17 protein-coding genes are annotated in these 21062 nt (G+C 45.9%); 15 read left to right on the top strand and 2 right to left on the bottom strand.

Annotated elements, in window-relative coordinates; translation table 11 throughout:
- The first annotated feature begins 1 nt into the window (after position 1).
- Positions 2–1282 carry an agmatine deiminase family protein gene (locus HMPREF9469_RS03835; protein WP_007859343.1) on the top strand — a complete coding sequence of 427 codons (1281 nt, stop codon included), beginning with the start codon at positions 2–4 and terminating at the stop codon, positions 1280–1282.
- 18 nt (positions 1283–1300) lie between these two features.
- A complete protein-coding gene (arcC, locus tag HMPREF9469_RS03830; RefSeq protein WP_007859341.1) occupies positions 1301–2242 on the top strand; it encodes a carbamate kinase in 942 nt (313 codons plus the stop codon).
- A 241-nt stretch (positions 2243–2483) separates the two neighbouring features.
- Here the strand turns inward: arcC and HMPREF9469_RS03825 are convergent, their stop codons facing one another.
- Positions 2484–3515 carry a LacI family DNA-binding transcriptional regulator gene (locus tag HMPREF9469_RS03825; protein WP_007859339.1) on the bottom strand — a complete coding sequence of 344 codons (1032 nt, stop codon included), beginning with the start codon at positions 3513–3515 and terminating at the stop codon, positions 2484–2486.
- Between the two features lie 299 nt (positions 3516–3814).
- On the opposite strand from HMPREF9469_RS03825, the gene HMPREF9469_RS03820 reads away from it, so the two are divergent.
- The 10 genes from HMPREF9469_RS03820 (at position 3815) to HMPREF9469_RS03775 (ending at position 15393) form a co-directional block, all read left to right on the top strand.
- Positions 3815–4594 (top strand): SDR family oxidoreductase, encoded by a 780-nt coding sequence (locus tag HMPREF9469_RS03820; protein ID WP_007859338.1) that lies wholly within the window; start codon positions 3815–3817, stop codon positions 4592–4594.
- A gap of 14 nt (positions 4595–4608) precedes the next feature.
- Positions 4609–5427, top strand: coding sequence for a transketolase (locus HMPREF9469_RS03815; RefSeq protein WP_007859337.1), 819 nt, complete (start codon positions 4609–4611; stop codon positions 5425–5427).
- Positions 5424–6359, top strand: coding sequence for a transketolase family protein (locus HMPREF9469_RS03810; protein ID WP_007859336.1), 936 nt, complete (start codon positions 5424–5426; stop codon positions 6357–6359). The genes HMPREF9469_RS03815 and HMPREF9469_RS03810 overlap by 4 nt, the downstream gene beginning before the upstream one ends.
- Positions 6360–6362: 3 nt before the next feature.
- Positions 6363–7817, top strand: a complete 1455-nt coding sequence (locus HMPREF9469_RS03805; protein WP_007859335.1) for an FGGY-family carbohydrate kinase — start codon at positions 6363–6365, stop codon at positions 7815–7817.
- Positions 7818–8121: 304 nt separating this feature from the next.
- On the top strand, positions 8122–9594 hold the full coding sequence (locus HMPREF9469_RS03800) for a sugar ABC transporter substrate-binding protein (RefSeq protein ID WP_007859334.1): 1473 nt from the start codon (positions 8122–8124) through the stop codon (positions 9592–9594).
- A gap of 39 nt (positions 9595–9633) precedes the next feature.
- On the top strand, positions 9634–10608 hold the full coding sequence (locus tag HMPREF9469_RS03795) for an ABC transporter permease (RefSeq protein ID WP_007859333.1): 975 nt from the start codon (positions 9634–9636) through the stop codon (positions 10606–10608).
- 47 nt (positions 10609–10655) lie between these two features.
- Positions 10656–11687 carry an ABC transporter permease gene (locus HMPREF9469_RS03790; protein ID WP_007859319.1) on the top strand — a complete coding sequence of 344 codons (1032 nt, stop codon included), beginning with the start codon at positions 10656–10658 and terminating at the stop codon, positions 11685–11687.
- A 24-nt stretch (positions 11688–11711) separates the two neighbouring features.
- Entirely contained in the window at positions 11712–13238 is a 1527-nt protein-coding gene (locus HMPREF9469_RS03785; RefSeq protein ID WP_227884014.1) for a sugar ABC transporter ATP-binding protein, read from the top strand.
- 27 nt (positions 13239–13265) lie between these two features.
- Complete coding sequence (locus HMPREF9469_RS03780; RefSeq protein WP_007859317.1) at positions 13266–14171, top strand: alpha/beta fold hydrolase; 906 nt, start codon at positions 13266–13268, stop codon at positions 14169–14171.
- Positions 14172–14361: 190 nt separating this feature from the next.
- On the top strand, positions 14362–15393 hold the full coding sequence (locus HMPREF9469_RS03775) for a homocysteine S-methyltransferase family protein (RefSeq protein WP_007859316.1): 1032 nt from the start codon (positions 14362–14364) through the stop codon (positions 15391–15393).
- A gap of 176 nt (positions 15394–15569) precedes the next feature.
- On the opposite strand, the gene HMPREF9469_RS33700 is transcribed toward HMPREF9469_RS03775, so the two are convergent.
- Positions 15570–16154 carry a sugar O-acetyltransferase gene (locus HMPREF9469_RS33700; protein WP_007859315.1) on the bottom strand — a complete coding sequence of 195 codons (585 nt, stop codon included), beginning with the start codon at positions 16152–16154 and terminating at the stop codon, positions 15570–15572.
- A gap of 95 nt (positions 16155–16249) precedes the next feature.
- On the opposite strand from HMPREF9469_RS33700, the gene HMPREF9469_RS03765 reads away from it, so the two are divergent.
- The 3 genes from HMPREF9469_RS03765 to HMPREF9469_RS30515 all read left to right on the top strand — a co-directional run bounded on the left by HMPREF9469_RS03765 (position 16250) and on the right by HMPREF9469_RS30515 (position 20994).
- Positions 16250–16873, top strand: coding sequence for a GNAT family N-acetyltransferase (locus HMPREF9469_RS03765; RefSeq protein WP_007859313.1), 624 nt, complete (start codon positions 16250–16252; stop codon positions 16871–16873).
- Positions 16870–17403 carry a DsbA family oxidoreductase gene (locus HMPREF9469_RS03760; RefSeq protein WP_007859311.1) on the top strand — a complete coding sequence of 178 codons (534 nt, stop codon included), beginning with the start codon at positions 16870–16872 and terminating at the stop codon, positions 17401–17403. Before HMPREF9469_RS03765 ends, HMPREF9469_RS03760 begins: the two co-directional genes overlap by 4 nt.
- A gap of 153 nt (positions 17404–17556) precedes the next feature.
- On the top strand, positions 17557–20994 hold the full coding sequence (locus HMPREF9469_RS30515) for an ATP-binding protein (protein WP_007859304.1): 3438 nt from the start codon (positions 17557–17559) through the stop codon (positions 20992–20994).
- Positions 20995–21062: the final 68 nt, after the last annotated feature.

The following is a 21062-nucleotide window of genomic DNA, read 5'->3' as shown; positions in this document are numbered from 1 at the left end:
TATGGACATATTAAAATACAGAGGATTGGATTACAGTGATTTTCGCGTACCGGGAGAATTTGAGCCACAGGAATATGTGATCCTGGGATGGCCGGCAATGGCGGAGTGCATTAAAGGATACAGTCTGCACAAAGCATTTGCACAGCTGATCAAGATCATGGTGGAGCAGGCGGAGGGCGTGACCGTGTACGTGAACTGCCCGGATCAGGCGCGTGTGGAAAGCTGCAAAAAGGCATTGGCAGAGGAAGATGTGGATATTGAGCAGGTTGTGATCACCACTTATCCGGACGGCAGCAACTGGACAAGGGATTACGGCCCCGACATTATGGTGGATGACAAAGGGCACCGTCTCCTGACCAACCCAAGGTTTAACATGTACGGACAGAGCACCATTGACAGTGTGACCTCCACCCTGTGCGCAAAATTTGCTCCCCATCTCGCCCTTGAGATCGGCTGCAGGGATTTCCTCAATTCCACATTGATCACAGAAGGCGGGGATAAGGAATTCAACGGAAACGGCGTGCTGATGGCATTGCGGGACACCGAAGTGACCAAGAGAAATCCCCATATGTCCACAGAGGAAGTGGAGGAGGAGTTAAAGAGGCTGTTTAACTTAAAGAAAGTACTCTGGCTGGAGAAAGGTGTCTTTGACGATGAACTTACCACCTCGGGAGTGCTGGATTATGTGGACGGGGAACCGGTTTACCGTTCATCTTCCGCCAATGGCCATATGGACGAGTTTGCCAGATTTGTGGGACCAAATACCATTCTTCTCACCGAGATCACAGAGGAGGAGGCTGCCAATCTGAATTCACACCGCATTACAAAAGAGCGATGCGATGCCGCATACGAGGTCCTGAAAAATGCAACGGACGCGGAAGGTAATCCATATAAGATCGTGCGCATGCCTGCGCCGGAGCCCTTCTATGTATATTCCAAACCGGGCGACTGGATCAATGATACATGGTCCTGCCGTTATGGGGAAGGAAATGACTTCCTGGATGACGGGACCCCCATGCCCACAGGAGATATGATCATGCAGCCCGCCTTAAGCTACGTCAATTTCCTGATTCTCAACAATATTGTGATCGCGCAGAATTACTGGGAGGAGGGCAGGCCGGAAAGCATCAGGGAACGGGATAAGCAGGCCCTTGCCGTCCTGCAGGAGGTATTCCCGGACAGAAAGATCGTGCCATTTGTAAGTACGGCCCTGAACATCCGCGGCGGCGGTGTGCACTGCGCCACAAAGAATGTGGGAAGGGCGTCCAAGCAGGGCGAATGAGACTAAAGAGGTGAGATCATGTCAAAAATAGTAATCGCCCTGGGCGGAAACGCCCTTCAGTCCAAGAACAGTAAGCCCACCTCAGAGGGACAGCTGGAGGTGGTAAGGCATACCTGCGAGAGACTGGCTGAAATCAGTGCACAGGGCTATGAGATGAGTATTGTCCATGGCAACGGCCCCCAGGTGGGCAGGATCCTTCTGGCCTTTGAGGCTGCCAGGGATGTGACGCCTGCCATGCCCTTTGATGTGTGCGGCGCCATGAGCCAGGGCTACATCGGATACCATATTCAGCAGGCATTAAAGTATGCGCTCAGTGTCAGGAACAAGCACTGTCCGGTTGTGACCGTTGCCACGCAGCTTGTGGTTGACAAAGACGATAAGGCCTTTGAAAACCCTACAAAACCCATCGGTCCTTTTTACACAGAGGAGGAGGCAAAGCAGCTGATGCAGGAAAAGGGATACGCCATGAAAGAGGACGCGGGAAGGGGATGGCGCAGAGTGGTCGCCTCCCCCACTCCCCGGAAGATCGTGGAGATCGATGCGATCAAGAACCTTTGGAAATCTACGATCGTGGTTTCCTGCGGAGGAGGCGGCATCCCGGTAGTTGAGAACCCTGACGGAACGCTGGAAGGAGTGGCTGCCGTGATCGATAAGGATTTTGCGGCGGAACTTCTGGCAGAGCAGGTGGATGCGGATATCATGATGATCCTGACCGAGGTGGAAAAGGTTGCTGTGAACTGGGGCAAGCCGGATCAGAGGAGCCTGGACAAGATGAGCTTGAAGGAGGCGGCCCGGTATGTGGAGGAAGGGCAGTTTGCCCCGGGAAGTATGCTTCCCAAGGTAGAGGCATGTATGAAGTTTGTACGCCAGAACCCGCAGAAAAAAGCAATCATCACCAGTCTGGATAAGGCATTGGAGGCCCTGGAGTGTAAGACCGGGACCGTGATCACGTTCGCGTAAGGTCATGCGGGGGTGGGGGTGGACGCCTTTTTGGTTGGTGCCGGATGGTTGCGGGGAGATTTCTGTTAAGAATCTCCGGGCTCTAGGAGGATTTTTAAGTCGGGACACCAAATGATCAATGATACGGCCCAATGTCTCCATAACCAGTGATAGTGTTAAAAATAAAGAGGCTTTCTACGATTTTTGTAGAAGGCCTCTTTGGTTTTGCTATCATAATATTTTCCCGATTTTTAGATATACTTTATCGATTCAAATCCTGTACTGACTCTCGTTTGATCAACTGCGTTCCAATACGTATTTTAATAGAACGTCCCCGTGGTTTACCATTATCGCCCTTTTCTATCAGAGAAAGGATACAATCTACTGCTTCTGCTCCGAAGGAATGGCGGGGAACATTGACAGATGTGAGTTTGGGTGAAGAAAGCTCACAAATTGGGCGGTCATTAAAGCCAACAATGGAAATATCCTCAGGAATGCGTATCCCTTTTTCTAATAATGCTCTCATCACGCCGGTAGCCATGGTGTCATCATCTGTTACAAAGGCAGTGGGAAGCTTTGAGGAACTATTGAGATAATGTTTAAAATCCTGATAACTGCCCTCTTCTGTATACTGGACTTTAAAAATAAAACTGGAATCTAGTTCAAGGTTAAAGTGTTTCATAGCATCCTGGTATCCGCGCGTCCTCTCGCCGAAGCTGCTAATGAAAACATTACTTTGAAGATATCCGATATGCCGATGTCCCATTTGATACAAATGGTCAATCGCCTGAAAAGTTCCCATGCTATTATTGATGGATACAGTATTTATATTCAGATGCGTGAAATCATTATCAATTGCAACATAAGGCTGCTTTAATTTTTTAAAACAATCAATATCATCATCTAACATCTCTGTAGCAAAAATAATGAAGCCTTTGGCATTCATCTGATTTAAATTTTCTATTTGATTATCGATAGGACTTTTCTTATCTACTGTGGTCAATAGTATATGATACCCATATTCCCTGGCATGGCTTTCGATACTTTCAGTCAGCAGAAGAAAGAACGGATGTTGGTTTAGTATTTTGCCATGACGTTTATATATGACAAAACAAAGATTATTTTCCGCAATTATGGTTTGCGGCTGCTTGATTAAATGGGAATATCCCAATTCCTCCAGCTGCCTGATCACCCGCTCACGTGTTGTATCGGAAACACCGGATTTGTGATTCACAATTAATGATAATGCGGCTGGAGATATATTCAGTTGACGTGCTAACTCCCTATTTGTCATATGCTGACTCCTATTTTAAAAGATTTCGTGGTTCTATTATAAATTTTTTATGAAAGAATGTCAATGGAATAACTAAATAAAATAAATAGTTTAGTTAGATGACTAAACGCAATTGGGAAAGTAGTACATTCTAAAACACTGGATGTTAAAAGAATAACAAATAAAGAGGCAATAAATAGTACAAAATGCACAAATAAAGCATGAGATATTTATAAATAATATCAATTTACAATTGAACGGTTTAGAAATATAATTAAACCATTCAATAAATAATTTATAAGAAGGAAGGAGATTTTAGTATGATTCAGTATGAAAAAGCAACGGGAGAGTTTAAGCTGAATGGCAAAACCGCAATTGTAACTGGTGGAGCAGGGGGGATTGGAGAGGCAACTGCCCGCATGTATGCATCTAAGGGAGTTAAACTGGTTTTAGCAGATATGAAGGATACTGTGAGCGAGGTAGCTGCGAGGATTGCAGAGGAATACCATACTCAAGCGATTGGTATCCAGTGTGACTTGACAAAACCGGAAGAAGTTGACCGTGTGGTCGAAACTGCAATTGAAACTTTTGGTGAGATTAATATATTAGCCAATGTTGCGGGCCGGGTGGATTTGGATAACGCGGAAGATATTGATTTTGCGTTGGTTGAAAATCAGATGAATGTAAATGCATTCAGCGTGTTCCGTTTGACTCAGAAGGTTGGAAAGACTATGATCAAGCAGGGAAAAGGCGGAAAAATTGTATGTGTCACTTCTCAGGCAGATTTCATTGCCATTGATAAACATGTGGGATATACCATGAGTAAGGCGGCCTTGGTTGGAATGATTAAAGTAATGGCCTTGGAATGGGCTGAGTTTGGTATTAATGTCAATGGTGTGGCGCCAACAGTAGTCCGTACCTATATGGGGGACCGGGCTTGGCAGGGGAAGGTGAAGGATGACATGATCAAGGCGATCCCAGCCCATCGGTTTGCAGAGGTGGATGAAATTGCGGCGGCAATTTTGTTCTTATCTTGTAATGAATCCAACATGATTACCGGTGAAGATCTGGTGGTAGATGGCGGATTTACAATTCGATAAAATAGGAGGCATTTATGGAAGGACTGCAAAAAAAAGCATATGAAATCCGCAGGGATTTGATTGAAATGGTTCACAATTCGGCGGCCGGCCATGTGGGCGGTGATCTTAGTGTAGCTGATATCCTGACTGTGTTGTATTTCCAGATCATGAATGTATCTCCGGATAAGCAGGATGATCCAGACCGTGACCGTTTTATATTAAGTAAAGGACATTGTGCTGATGCTTTGTACTGCGTCCTTGGAGAAAAGGGCTATTTTAACAAAGAGGAAGCCATTAAAACTTTTAGCCAATATAGAAGCAGATACATAGGACATCCTAATACAGATGTTCCTGGAATTGAAATGAATTCCGGCTCCCTCGGGCATGGTATATCAGCAGGAGTAGGGATGGCCTTGGCAGCGAAAATGGACCAAAGACCATACCGGACTTATGTAGTAGTGGGGGATGGGGAACTGGATGAAGGTTCCAACTATGAAGGGATGATGGCAGCCAGCCATTACAGGTTAGATAATTTGTGTGTAACGATAGATTTAAACCGCCTTCAAATCAGTGGGATAACTAATGATGTAATGTGCAGTCACAGCCTTTCGGATAAGTTTAAAGCCTTTGGATTTCATGTGATTGAAGTGGAAGACGGAAACGACTGTGAACAACTGGTGGAAGCATATGAGGCTGCAGCGTCATATAGGGGAAAACCTACGGCTGTCATAGCCCATACTGTAAAAGGCAAGGGGATTCCCTATATGGAAAATGATGTGTCCTGGCACCATGGAGTGATGACGGAAGAACAGTATCAAAAGGCGGTTCAGGAACTGGAGGAGCTGATGTCATGAATAAAATAACTAACAGGCAGGCCATCTGCGATACATTAATGGAGGCGGCAAAAACAGATAAGGATATTGTGGTGCTGTGTTCAGATTCTAGGGGATCCGCATCGCTGGCTCCATTTTTTAAACAATATCCCAAACAGTGTGTGGAGGTTGGAATTGCTGAGCAGAACCTTGTGACGATTGCTGCAGGCCTGGCATCATGTGGAAAAAAATCGTTTGCTGTATCACCTGCCAGTTTCCTGTCCACCCGAAGTTATGAACAGGCAAAGGTGGACGTGGCTTATTCCGGTAATAATGTCACATTGGTTGGTATCAGCGGGGGGATAAGTTATGGGGCTTTGGGGATGACCCATCATTCTTGTCAGGATGTAGCGGCTTTTACAGCCTTGCCTGGGATGAGGGTCTACATGCCAAGTGACCGGTTTCAGACCGCTGTTCTCATCAAAACGCTGCTGGAGGATGATAAACCGGCATATATAAGGGTGAGTCGATCCGCAACAGAAGATGTATATGACGATTCCACAGATTTTTCATTAGACAAAGCACAAGTCATAAAAGAAGGGCAGGATGTATTGATCATAGCTTGTGGAGAGATGGTTCCCAATGCCTTGCAGGCGGCCGGAAAGCTGGAGGCGGATGGAATACGTGCGAGTGTCATTGATATGTACTGCCTGAAGCCATTTGATGAAAAGACATTGCTGGAATATGCAGATAGAGTCAGACTGGTGGTAACGGTTGAGGAGCATTCTCCGTATGGCGGACTGGGGAGTCTTACAGCTTTGACATTGGCCCGGCATAATCCAAAACATGTGCTTCAGATTGCATTGCCAGATGGACACATTGTGACAGGAACCAATAAAGAAGTATTTGCTTTCTATGGAATGGATGCGGATGGGATTGCAAAACAGATAAAGCGGGCAGTAAAAGAGGTGTAGATCATGAATTATATTATCGGCATTGACCAGAGTACGCAGGGTACCAAGGCGGTCCTATTTGATGAGGAAGGCGTCCTTGTTAAAAGAGTGGATGTGAAACACCGCCAGTGGATAGATGAGAATGGTTGGGTATCTCATGATATTAATGAAATATACCAAAATGTTATCCTTTCTGTGGAGAAGGTGGTAAAAGAGGCCGGAGCTCCAAGGAACAGTATTGCCGCGGTGGGAATCAGCAATCAGCGGGAAACTACTGCTGCCTGGAACCATGATGGTACACCCTTGGGGAAAGCAGTGGTGTGGCAATGCTCACGTGCGAAGGAAATTACAGACAAGATGCAGGATCTTGCCGCAGTGGTTAAAGATAAGACGGGTCTGCCGCTGTCTCCCTATTTTCCGGCGGCGAAAATGGCATGGCTTATTAGGAACACTATAAAAGAGTCTGGAGCAAAAGACTATCTTTTGGGGACAATGGACAGTTGGCTGGTGTATAAGCTCACCAGTGGAAAATCATTTAAAACAGACTATTCCAATGCCTCAAGAACCCAGCTTTTGAACCTGCACAGCCTGCAATGGGATGTAGAATTATGTGAAATGTTTGGGGTGCCGCTGAAGTCTCTTCCGGAACTTGCAGACAGCAATTCTGTGTTTGGCTATACGGATTTTGAGGGGGTTTTACAGGCGCCGGTCCCGATCCATTGTGTGCTGGGTGATTCTCACGGGGCGTTGTTTGGGCAGGGATGCCATAAGAAGGGGATGATAAAGACTACTTATGGCACGGGTTCTTCCATTATGATGAATATTGGGGAGGAATTCAGGGCCAGCACATGCGGGCTGGCAACATCGTTAGCCTGGTCCATGGATGGAAGCGTGACCTACGTTTTTGAGGGAAACATTAATTATACCGGAGCCGTAGTCACTTGGCTGCAGGAAGATATGGGTCTGGTCCGGTCCACGGTGGAATTGGAAAAGGCAGTGGAACACGCTAATAAGAAGGATACTACCGTACTTATTCCTGCTTTTTCCGGACTGTCTGCACCATATTGGAATGACCGGGCTAAAGCTATGATTTATGGAATGACCAGGACAACCGGAAAAAACGAAGTGATCAAGGCAGGGCTGGAAAGCATTGCATATCAGATCAAGGATGTTCTCGATGCCATGGAAAAAGACAGCCAAATCAAAATCAAAGAACTTCGTGTAGACGGAGGCCCTACTAAAAACAAGTATTTGATGCAGTTTCAGAGCGATATCGCGGATGTGACAGTCAGTATACCTCAGTGGGAAGAATTATCGGCCATTGGTGCAGCATATATGGCTGGCATCAGTCAGGGAATCTATCAAAAGGATACTGTTTTTGCCAAAGACAAACGTATATACTTCAAGGCAGGTATGAAACCTGAAGAACGGTTTGAGAAGTGCAGGAACTGGGAGGCAGCAATCAGTCTCTTGAGGTAATGGATGATTGAATAGGGTAAATAAACAAAAATCCATAAAATCAGTAAGGATGTATGAAAAAACATATAAATTTTAGAGTTGGTTTATAGAAAAGCATACATATTTCCTATTGATGACATTGATTATTTGAAAAAAACATACATTATATACAAAATATAATGGCTAAGTTTATCCATTTATCATAATTCACAAAGAAAATGTTTAGATATATAATCTAAATAGAATTAAAATTTTTATGAACCAGGGGGCGTTTTTTACTAAAACGAACGGTTGAAAGTAAATTTAAAAATGGAGGGGTTATTTAATGAAAAAACACATGACGTTATTTCTTGCAGTTAGCATGGCATTTAGTATTTTTACCAGCGGTTGCTCGATTGAAGAATCATCAAATACAGGCAATGGAACTGATGCAGTAGTAAAAGAAGAAACCGCAAAGGAAGAGGCATCTCAGCCATCGGGATCAAATAAGGAGACTGGAGAAGTGAGCCTTGTAGACCAGTTGGTTAGTGAATGTTCTGCATTATCAGGAATGGAGGCATACGATTTTTTCACCACATTGGCTGACAGGGGGTTATCTCAAGGGGAAATCATTGATTTTTTTGTAAAACTTCCAATTTCCCAGGCTAATAAAGAAGTATATGATCTATATATGAGTGATGCATTGGATGTATATGCAGAGAGTGCGCCTGATGGGGTTGTTTACGGTGATTATTTCTGGACTATGGGAGATGGCACGGAGATAACAGGACCTTATTCAGGCAATACAAACTTAAAGATGGCATACACAAACTATATGCCTATGGATGAAGGTCCCATTGGGGATTCAAGTAAAACATATAAAGTGGGTGTTGTGGCGATCAGCGCAATTGACTCCTGGATGGGAAATCTTTACGATTCTATTCAATATGAAGCAAGCAGACATGAGAATCTTGAACTTGTTTGGATGGATTATGGGCTGGATTCCGATGGCTGTTCTGATGCGATCGACATGCTTATAGCCCAGAATGTGGATGCTATCTTGCTATGGCCAAGGACTGAAGCTGCAACTGCTGCGCCTGCCCAGAAAGCTGTGGAGGCTGGAATACCCGTTATAACAGTTGACAGGCTTTGTGGCTATCCGGAGATTGATGGTGTTATCAGCGGCAATTTCCCCGCCAATGGCGCACAGTGCGGAGCATATCTGGTATGGCAGTTGGCCAAAGAATCCGGTGGTAAATCAGTGGAGGGAAATATTGTATTGTTGAGAAAAGCTGCTGGCGTTACGGCCGATACCTTGCGGTGTGGCTATTTTCTAAAGGTTATATCCTATTTTCCTGATATTCATATCCTGGAATCGTATTTTGACAATGACGATACGGAGCAGTCCCTGATTAATGCGCAGAATGCATTACAGCTGTATGATGATATTGATGCTTTCTTCTGTGAAGGATTGACCCAGACACCTGTTGCTATCGAGGCGGTAAACAGTGCCGGCCGCTGGGAAAGCAGGAAAGACGGAAAGAAGATCATCATGTTGACTATAGATGATACGAAAGAATCTTTTAATTTTATTGATCAGGGGCTGGTTGAGGTCAACTGTCCATATACTCCACTGATCGGAGATATAGGAGTACGCTACATATGTAAGATGCTAGAAGGAGAAACGCTTCCTAAAGATATAGCAATTCCAAATATCCCTATGGTAACGGCAGGAGGAGATGTGGTGTTCGGCCTTAAGACAATGACGTCAAAAGACTGGTATCAATATGCTTCAGGTCCGGACTATGTAGCTAAATAGGTTGAATCATGCTGTGATCAAAAGGGGAGGAATCCTGTTGTGATAGAAAATAAAGGCAAATTAAAGAAGACGATACAGAATATAACAGAAAAAACCCAAGGTCTTTTCATCTCCATATTGATTCTTGTTGTATTACTGGTGATATCCGCCTGTTTTATACCTAGGGTTTTTCAATTAAAGAATCTTGAGAATCTGTTAAGGACATATGCGCCCGGAGGAATTGTTGCAGTAGGTTTGAGTCTTGTGATACTGACCGGAGAGATTGATGTTTCGGTGGGGGCGATCATGACCCTCGCTATGGCGGTTGCAGCAAAGATATATGATATCAGTGAGCCGGCGGCCATTGCAGCTATATGCTGCACTGGCGCTGCCGCTGGTTTCCTGAATGGCTGCTTAATTACAAATACAAAGGTTCCATCCCTGATGCTTACCATTGGAACCACTTCTGTGTTTAATGGTTTAGCGGCCATACTGGTCAGGGCGCAGAAGAAGTATATTACGGATCTGTATCATATTACCCTTACATTAGCCAAAGGCAGTATATTTGGTATTCCGATTCCACTTTTGTTATGTGTGGCTCTGGCATTTATGTTTGAATTCATGTTGAGGAAATCCGCTTTTGGTAAGAAAATATATTATACCGGTGCAAATAAAAGGGCGTCTTGGATGAGCGGTGTGGATATCAGCCGGATTAAAATTATCTGCTTTACCGTCAGTGGTCTTCTGGCAGCCATAGCGGCCCTTCTTATGTCAGGACAGTTAGGGAGTTCCACCGTGCAGCTGGGAAATGGATATGAAGTTACGGCTATATCAATTGCCGTTCTGGGAGGTATTTCCCTTAACGGAGGAAAAGGAACGGTAATAGGGACATTGTTGGGATTTATTACAATGAGTTTAATGCAGAACATGCTTGCAATTGCCGGATTTGGAACGTATGTTTCAACGACATTGAAAGGCGTGATGATTATTCTGGTGGTATACCTATATGGCTTGACGGTCCGCAAACGGGCATGATCCAAGGCATGGAAATCGGTTAATGTAGACCTTGGGAGGGATGGCTTATGAAGGCTTTAGATATTAACAAATTAAAAGGATTAGTGGTCCATCATATGTTGTGGTGTGCCATTATTATTTCGTTGGCAGGCGGGAGGATATTAAGTCCTTATTTTTTTAAAAGTAATAATATCACCGTGATCCTATATACCTGTGCTATCTATGGTTTATTAGCGATTGCAGAATCTCTTGTGCTATTAGTCGCTGAAATTGATCTGACAGTGGGGATCAGTGCTGTTGTTTCGCCGGCCCTTGCAATTTACCTGTCCAATGCAATCTATAAATTCAGCATGGGTAAAGAAGTGGTGCGGGGAGGATATGTAACAGCCCCGTGGTGGATGATAGTTGTTTTCACATTACTAATTGCCACTCTGATCGGTTTGATCAATGCGATCTTAGTTGTAAAAGGCAATGTTCCGGCGTTTGTTGCAACCATAGGTGTGCAGTACGCTGTCACGGGAATTGGATACATCATAACCAAAGGAACTCCGCTGTTCATGACTAAGGTTAAAGGGGCAGCATTGATCGGAGGGGCTAAGGTGCTTGGATGTATTCCGCTTTGTCTGTTGCTGTTTCTGTTGATAGCAGGACTGTTTATCTTCTTATGTGGCTCCACCAGATTTGGAATGAGGGTCTATTCTACAGGAGGGAGCGTCAAGGCAGCCACACTCTGCGGTATTAATACCGGCAGATGGAAAATGTTTATGTTCATTATCAGTGGATTTCTGGCAGGTGTTACCGGTATTGTATTTACGTCAAAATTACAGTCTATTGATGTGACCCAGACCACCGGATATGAAATGACAGCGCTGGCTATAGCGATTATTGGCGGTATCGAGTTAAATGGAGGCGTAGGTAATCTGAGAAATACGGTAAAAGCGGCCTTATTTATGGCGATTTTATCAAATGTCATGAGCATGATCGGTTTCCTGTCCTATCATCAGACATTTGTGCTGGGACTGTTTATTGTATTATTTGCAATACTTCACAAGAGAAGCGACAGTAGGAGACTAAAAGAACTGAACATTGTTGAGGTTTAACAGGACTGGGAACGGGGTGAGATTATGAACATGGAAATAAACGGCAGTAAGCTGCTTTTGATGAAAAATATTCAGAAAGGTTTCAATGGAGTCCCGGTGTTGAAAGGGATTGATTTTGAAGTCAACTATGGTGAGAATGTTGCAATCATAGGTTCCAATGGTGCAGGAAAGTCTACACTAATGAATATTTTGGCCGGAGTCCATCATGCGGATGGAGGAGAGATCTATTTTGAAGGTAAAAAGGTTGACATCCATGATCCAAATGTAGCGGAACGCCTGCGGATCGGTATGGTACATCAGGAGCCGTCTCTTTGCGAGAACATGAAGGTTTACGAAAACATCTTTTTAAACAGGGAGTTGAGAAACTCTTATGGAATGCTGGACCGTGGCAGAATGAGAGAAGAGAGCCGCAAGGTGATGGAAAGCCTTGGGTTTGAAATAGAGGTGGATAAGAAAGTACGGGATATCAATCTTGTGAGCAAAGTAATCGTGTCTATTGCAAAAGCAATGCTGATGGATCCCAAACTTTTAATCTTAGATGAGGTTACAGCTGCCTTAAACCAAAAAGAAGTTGAACATCTTTTTGAAATTATCTGCGGCTTAAGGGAGAAAGGGCTTGGAATTGTATTTATCAGCCATAAAATTCGGGAAATTGTCCAAATTTGTGACCGTGTCGCAGTGCTCCGGGATGGATTGGAAGCAGGCGTATTTGATAAAAAAACAGGTATCCTCAATGAAAAAGACATCATCAATCTGATGCTGGGGGAGACGGAATGGAAAGGCGAATATTCCCAACGTGAAATGGCTGATCATGGGGAAACAGCACTTTTGAGCATTCAGGGGTTGTCCAGAAACGGTATGTTTCAGGATATTACATTTAATGTCTATGAAAGCGAGATTATAGGTCTGGCTGGTTTGAAGGGATCCGGTATAACGGAACTTATGTATTCTATTTTTGGGATCATGCAATATGATGAGGGAAGCCTTCAGATGCGAGGGGAATTTATGAAAGCCTCTTGCCCTCAGGAAGCGATTAGGCGGGGTGTCTGTATGATAACTAATGACCGTCAGGGGGAAGGGCTTGCAATGGGACTTCCGATTGAAAATAATATCCTTATTGCATCTTTGGACAAAGCAAAGGATAAAACAGGATTGATAAGCGGTCCGTTATCAAATGCCGCCTCAAAAGATTACATCACAAAATTGCAGGTTAAAACTACAGGCCCATCCCAGCAGGTGCAGTTCCTATCAGGAGGAAATCAGCAGAAAGTTGTAATCGCTAAATGGCTTCTGCGGGATTCGGATGTAATTTTAATTGACGAACCCACCCGTGGTATTGATATTAAAGCTAAAAATGAAATATATAATCTTTTGCTGCAGGAAAAATCAAAGAATAAGGGAATTGTCATCTATTCCCCGGAGACAAGGGAGTTGTTGAATGTATGCAACCGAATTATTGTTATAGACAGGGGGAGAATTGTTGCGGAGATATCTAGGACAGATCCTGATTTTACAGAAAAAGGAATTCTTGAAATCATGCATTCTTATTAGAATAAATAATTAAAAGGGGGAGATAACATGCCTGAGATTTATGATCACAACCACCGCCCAGTCCGCCATATGCGCGCCAGGGTAAATAACATCCGCATGCATTATGTAATTTCCGGAGAGGGAGAGCCGCTTCTGCTCTTACACGGGACACCTAAGACCCATTATTATTGGTACAGGCTGATTCCTTTGCTTACAGAACACTATACGGTGATTGCTCCGGACTTAAGAGGCTTTGGTGATACAGATAAACCGCCTGTGGAGGATGGATATGATTCCTTGACCAATGCTAATGATATGGCGGATTTGATGAGACAGCTGGGATATGACCGGTACTATGTACATGGAGAAGACAGAGGGGCAGAGTTTGCTTATGTGCTGGCCGCCACTAACCCTGATCATGTAAAGGCCCTTTCATTTTGTGAAATGCTTTTGTCGGGAGAGGACCTGGATACAATGTCCTATTTTACAAAGGATAATGTAAGACGCCAGTATAACCAGAATGGTACTTGGCAGTGGCACATTCCGTTTTTCTGGATCGCCCATGTACCGGAAATGTTAATATCCGGACATGAAGAGGAATTCTGGAGCTATTGGATGAAAGCTGAAACATGGAATCCCAATGCAATTTCAGAAGAGTGCATTAAGGAATGGATTTCTCACATAAAGGAACCTGGAGGGCTTAGGGGAGTTCTGGAAACATACCGCGCAGCGTTTAAGAATGCAGAAATAAATGCTGAGTTGAAAAAGTCGAAGATCACAATGCCGGTTATGACCATTGGTGCTCCGGAGTTTTTTGGAAATACGGTTGAAAAACAGATGAGGGAGTTTGCCGACAATGTGGTGTCGGGACAGGTATTTGAAGAATGCGGACATAGTCTTGCTTTGGAAGCGCCGGAGCGCTTGGCAGATGCGTTAATACATTTTTTCGGTTGAATAAAGTTATACTTAACGTTGAGCAGGCTATAATAACAGGATATAAAGTAAAGTCAACATGACGATATATCTATTGAAAATCATACCTAAAAATGCTATAGTAAGTAAGAGTGGGATGGGACCGGGTCAGGGCTCTCCCAGGGGTGTAGCAAGCTGTATTTTATAAAAAGAAAAGCAGGAGGTATGATACATGACAACCACACAACGGAGAGAAAAATTTAAAAAAACATTTGCAAAAGTCCCCATCATGATGCTGCAGGGATCTGTGGGGGAACGGATCAAACGTAATTTTACACATCAGGACCCAACGCCCCCGCTGAAGCTGGCCGGCCTTTATTATACTGAGAATGGGCATCGGGGATTGGACGCCGTGTTTCATGACTACATACAGATTGCACAGAAATATGATCTTCCAATGATTCTTCATCCGTACAGCAAGTTTACCACCCCATCCATGGGGAAAGGAACCTATTGGGAGGACCGGGATGTATCAGCGGATAATCTGAACCACTGCCGTTCCATCGTGGACGGTTATCCCGCTATCCGCGACCAGATCTTCATTGGCACCACCATGGGTTTCACCGGCGATCCTTATAATCCCTTCTCCGGATTAGATGAGGAGGAGGCTTATTTATACTATACAGACCATGCGAAAAAGCTGGAGACATCCATGATCGACCATGTGAGGAACGGCCTGACCCCCAGTCTGCCGGATGCTGCCGGATGCGCCCGGGCATTAAGCGAAACCTCCATTCCGTACTTTATCACATTCCTGATCCGTAAGGACGGAAAGCTGATGGATGGAACGTGGCTCAGTGAGGCCATTGACTATATTGACGCCAAGACAGGGGATCATCCCCCTATGTTTTACCAGGTCAACTGCGTTCATCCGCGAAATGTTATGTCTGCCCTGGATAAAAGGCGGAATCGCACCAATGCGGTTCGGGAACGCTTCTTAGGACTGGAAGGCAACGGCTCTCCTCTGAGCCCGGAGGAATTAGATAACAGTCCGGTCGTGTACAGCAGCCCGGCGGATGAGTGGGCGGATGAGATGATGAAGTTACATAAGGATTACGGACTGAAATTACTGGGCGGCTGCTGCGGAACAGATCATGACCATATGGAACAGCTGGCAATACGCGTCCGACAGGTATATGATGAACAGATGGCGGAACAAAAGGCGGAACCAGTGACGGAACCGGCGGCTGAGACGACCGAATAGATGATTGGAACTGACAATTAAGCAGAATTGCGGATAGAGCTGCGAACAGAATTAAGAATAGAATTGCGGACAGAGTTGCCGCCTGCCTTGGCTGCACAGGAAGCATCGGAACGGTTCCTGGTGCGGCCGGGGCAGGCGGTTTTATGATGTACACCATTGTGAACCATAAGTGTGCGCTACCTGTTTTCCCTTACAGCCCGGCAGGGATTTCCGCAGGCGATCATATTGTCGGGAATATCCTTTGTAACAACACTTCCCGCACCGATCACAACATGATTGCCAATGGTAACACCGGGCATAATGATGGCCCCGCCGCCAATCCATACATTATCGCCGATCACCACAGGTAATGTTTGCGTCTTGCAAAATTCAAAGGAACCGTCCTCTTTGGGACAGCCAAACCGTCTGGCTGCATTGGTTGGATGAAAAGCAGTATAAATCTGTACATTGGGAGCAATCAGGGCGTTATTTCCAATGACAATTTTGTTGTCGTCTAAAAAGGTGCAGTTCATATTAACCTCACAGTTATTCCCAAAGTAGATATTGTTTCCATAATCAACATAGAAGGGGGCCGTGATCCATAAATTTTCCCCTCGACCGCCAAGTAATAAATTAAGGATGCGCTCTTTTTCTTCTTTATTTGAAGAATCGGTATTGTTATAGTCCCTTGCCAGATCCTTTGCCCTGTGCCACTCGGCCAGTAATTCTTTATCACCGCAATCATAAAGCTGACCGGCCAGCATCTTTTCTCTCTCAGTCAATGTCCGAAACCTCCTCCAATTTTGATTTAACAGCTATATTGTACCATAGATTTCTGATATAATGATACGAAATAAGATATAGGAGGCAATAAGTAATGGAATTTATAAATACGCCCTCATTAGAAACGGAGCGGCTGATATTACGGAAATTTACCGAGCAGGATATAGATGCTCTGTTTGCCATATACAGTGATCCGGAGGTGAACACCTATCTGCCCTGGTTCCCTCTGAAAACACTGGAGGAAGCCAGGGCATTATTTGAAACAAAATACAGGGATGCTTACAGGCAGCCCCGGGGATATTGCTATGCCGTCTGTTTAAAGAGTGACCAGATACCCATTGGATATGTTAATGTAGGAACAAAGGCTCCCTATGATCTGGGGTATGGACTGCGCAGGGAGTTTTGGCACAATGGAATTATAAGTGAGGCATGCAGGGCGGTGATCCGGCAGCTGAAAAGGGATGGCTTTCTTTATATTACAGCCACCCATGATGTGAAGAATCCCCGCAGCGGCGAGGTAATGAAGCGGCTGGGAATGAGTTACAAATATACATATGAGGAACAGTGGCAGCCTAAGGATATCCTGGTCACATTCAGGATGTATCAGCTGAACTTTGACGGACAGGATGGCAGAGTGTATGAGGGCTACTGGGATCAGTGGGCGGTTCACTTTATTGAAAGAGATACCTATGATATAAAAGAATGGAGTTTGAAATGATAAACATAGAACTGTTTTTTGATTATGCCTGTCCCTATTGCTACCGCGGCCACAAGAATCTGCTGAATCTTCTGGAATACTATCCCCGGATAGAGATTACATGGCGTCCCTGTGAGTCACATCCATACCCGGAAACTTATTTTATGCACAGCGACCGTGCGATCCAGGGCATGTATTATATCCAGGAGCACGGAGGAAATCTGTGGAAATACCACAGGCTGGTTTATGAGGCATGCTTTGACAAGAACATGGATATTGCATCAACAGACGTACTTGCCGGGCTTGCCAAACAGTGCGGGGCAGACCACAATGCTTTTAAGAATTGTATAGAGGAAGACCGTTACCGGGAGCAGGTGCTGGCAGGCAACCGGTACGCCTGGGGAGAGAACCGCCTGGACGCAGTGCCAAGCTACCGGTTTGGGAAGCATTTACTCGGTTCACGGGACGGCCTTCTGGTGCCGGTCAGGGAGTTGGAGGATTTTTTTAGGAAGGCAGCTGCAGTTCATCAAAAAGACGGCCCGATCCAATAGGCTATCCGGTCCGAAGGATTTTTCATACACCCGTTCCCAAATCTGCCAGTCATTGCATCTGCCCATCTTCTATGATAGAATGGATGAAAACGGAAGATAAAATAAAGATACAAAAGACGCATATCTGCTGCGGGAATAGGGGGAGATTCACGGATGGAGAGGGACTCTTGGTCGCCGCTGGAACTGTTAAAATGTTTCTGTGAAAGTGACTATGTGGAACGCAATGCAGACAAGGCGGTTGAATGCTTAAGCCTGGATATCCACTGGTTTGGCACCTCCGATGAGGAGGATGTGCAGAATCTGGATGAGGCCAGGGCATATATTGAAAAGGAGATCCGTATATCCCCGCCCCCCTATGAGATCACGTTCAGCGATGAACGGGAGCGCACATGGGAAGAAGGTTTTGGTATTGCATCCGTGAAGATGAAGATCGGCGCGGACGGCCTGATCATGTTCAGCCGCGTTACCTGTATGACAAAGATGGAGAACGGCCGGTCAAAGATCTGCGAGATGCATACCTCTATTCCGGAAGGACACCAGGAACAGGGAGAGTATTTTCCCTTTGAGTTTGCAAAGCAGCATGAATCCGATGTCCTGCGCGATTTTGTGAATACAATGCTGCCCGGTGGAATCTTTGCCATGGAGTTGGGGAAGGACTTTCCTCTGGCTATTATCAACCAGAATATGCTCATCTATCTGGGATACAGGAATGAGAAGGAGTACCTGGAAGCCATAGCCGGCAGACTGAGCAATGCGGTCCACCCGGAAGATCGGGGGCTTTTGCGGGCGGCCGTCCTGGACACAATGGATCAGGGGGATGAGTTTAAGGCGCTTTTGCGTATCAGAAAAAGCGATAACAGCTATTTCTGGGGAGATATCAAGGGCGTGCGCAGCCGTGACAGCCGCGGCATTGACCAGATCGTCTGTCTGTGCCTGGATGCCACGAATCTGGTAATGGCTAATAACCAGCTGAAGGATGACCGCCTTAAACTGGATGAATATGCATCCAAGCTGATGGAAAAGGAAGAGATCATCCAAAAGGATGCCAGACAGATGAGACAGCTGCGCCAATGGGTTGGCAGACATGCCGGAGTTACGGACAAGCTTCCAAAGCAGCAGCACGTAAACTGGAAGCATATGGGTGTTATCATCGCATCGGTTATCCTTATCATTGCCGCAGTGATCGGTTTTACCATGTATCTGTCAAATACACAGTGGGATGCGGCTGTTTTGGCGATCCGCACCACTTCTTTGGCCGGGGTCCAGTGTATCTCCAATGCCACCGATGCGGACCAGGCAGTCCTTGCCAACATGGCGGAGGTGTTGGGAAAGCTTTATGACAGGGACGAGGCGGCAGATATACTGCAGGCAGCCCCGGATTCCGGTTTCAGTGAGATGATCGCGTCATATGATGATGGAAAATGTGTGTCCTCCGGCCAACGACAGCCGGAAGAAGCGTCTGACTTTGCCGCAAAACTGGACTTTCCCCAGGGCAGTAATGTCAGCAGGCCTTTTTGGGAGGCAAACGGCAAACGGCAGATTGCGTACCGCACGGATCTATACCATGAAGATAAAAAGGCAGGCGTACTCTATGGAATGGTCAATCTGTCCAGGTATTATGTGCCCAGTGTTATGGAGTTTTATGACGGGCAGGGATTTTCCTGCGTGATCGATGCCCGAACCGGTGAGTTTGTTATCTACTCGGACAGAATCATGCCGGAGAACGTACATGGTGATCTGTATAGTGCCTTGAATGAAAACGGTGACACAAAAACGGCCGGAGAGATAAGGAACGCCCTGTCGGGAGGAAAGACGGGAAGTGCGGTTGTCAGCCTGAAAGGGAAAAAGGTCTATCTCTATTTTGTCCCGGTCAATGACGCTGCAGCGGAATATCTGATCACCATGATACCCTATGATGTGATAAAAGAAGAATCCTCCGGCATGGCCTATCTTGTGGGCGCGTTTGTGGTGGTGGTCCTTCTAGTAGCTGTTCTGCTCATTATCTATAATAACCGGATTACCAAAACAAAGCTTCATGAAAGGGAATACCGCAATACGCTTTTCCGGCTCCTTGCTGAAAATGTGGACAGCGTTTTCCTGGTGTTTGACCATGAAACTGACGAGGTGGATTATGTCTCTGAAAATATCGGGCGTATCCTGGGGTTTGAAAGCAGGGAGATTTTGGATCATGATACCAGATCCATCAAGCTTCCGTTTGATGATGAGGAACTGGAACGGATCCAAAGGATCATGAAAGACAAGAAAAATTTCTACGTAGATTTTCCATACAGCAATCCCGGGAGCGGCAAGCAGCAGCTCCTGCGCCTGAGCGGCTATGTTCCGGAGGGAGCAGACTGGCAGAAAAAGTGGATTTTCTGTGTCAGTGACAGAACGGATGAAGTGTTAAAAGAGCGCAGGCTGGAGCAGGCGGTGAGGGAAGCGGACGAGGCCAGCAAAGCCAAGTCAGAGTTCCTGGCCAATATGTCCCATGATATCCGCACACCCATGAACGGTATTATCGGAATGACCCAGCTGGCCCTTCAGGACGGGGTGGGAGAGGAGGCCATGAGAAGCTATCTGAAAAAGATTTCAATCTCATCCGGCTTTTTGCTGACCTTGATCAACGATATCCTGGACATGTCCAAGATTGAAAGCGGCATGATCGAGCTGCACCCCAAGGCATACTCCATGAAGGAACTGCGCAGGTATCTGGAAAGCGTGATCCTGCCCCTGTCAGGGGAAAAACAGATCGATTTCAGGATCGATGTGGATGAGAAGATCACAGTCCTGGCGGACCAGCAGCGTTTTAACCAGATCCTGTTTAACCTGCTGTCCAATGCGGTCAAATATACGGATGAAAAAGGAACAGTCACACTCACCATAAAAGGAGTGCCCAAGGACAGCGGAATAATCCACCTGACCATGCGGGTGGAGGATAATGGGATGGGCATGTCCCCGGAGTTCCAAAAGCAGATGTTCAAATCATTTACCCAGGAGAGCAGAAAGGCCATGGGAATGTCCGGCACCGGACTGGGGCTTGCTATTGTTAAACGGCTGGTAGACCTGATGAACGGCACCATACATGTGGAGAGCAGCATCGGCAAGGGAAGTATATTCGTGATCGAGATGGATGTCCCGGCCGCCAAGGGACCATGTGAGAAGGAACTGGCAGCGGATGCGGCCGGTGATCCCACCGGACAGTCTGCCTGCATACTGCTGTGTGAGGATAATGCCATTAATCAGGAGATCATGATGGGAATCCTGGAGTTCCTGGGCCTGACCACGGAACTGGCTGTCAATGGAAAGGAGGGCGTTGAGGCATTCCAAAGCCGGAAGCCGGGGTATTACAGCGCCATCTTAATGGACTGCCGCATGCCGGTTATGGACGGATATCAGGCAACCAGGGCCATCCGTGCCCTGGAACGGCCGGATGCAGCCCGTATCCCTATTATCGCTCTCACCGCGGACGCCTTTGAGGAGGACCGGAAACGCTGTCTGGAAGCCGGGATGGATGACTTTCTTGCCAAGCCGGTGGAGATAAAGGTTTTAAAGGAAATGCTGGGAAAATATATGCGGAAAGATTTGGGATGACAAAGAGGGAGGAACTGTGTCAGGTAAGTGCTGTCCGATGACGGTTACCCTGTACTGACCAGTCCTCC

The sequence above is a fragment of the [Clostridium] citroniae WAL-17108 genome (assembly GCF_000233455.1).
GTDB classification, from domain to species: Bacteria; Bacillota; Clostridia; order Lachnospirales; family Lachnospiraceae; genus Enterocloster; species Enterocloster citroniae.
This window is presented reverse-complemented; position numbering and strand designations above follow the sequence as displayed.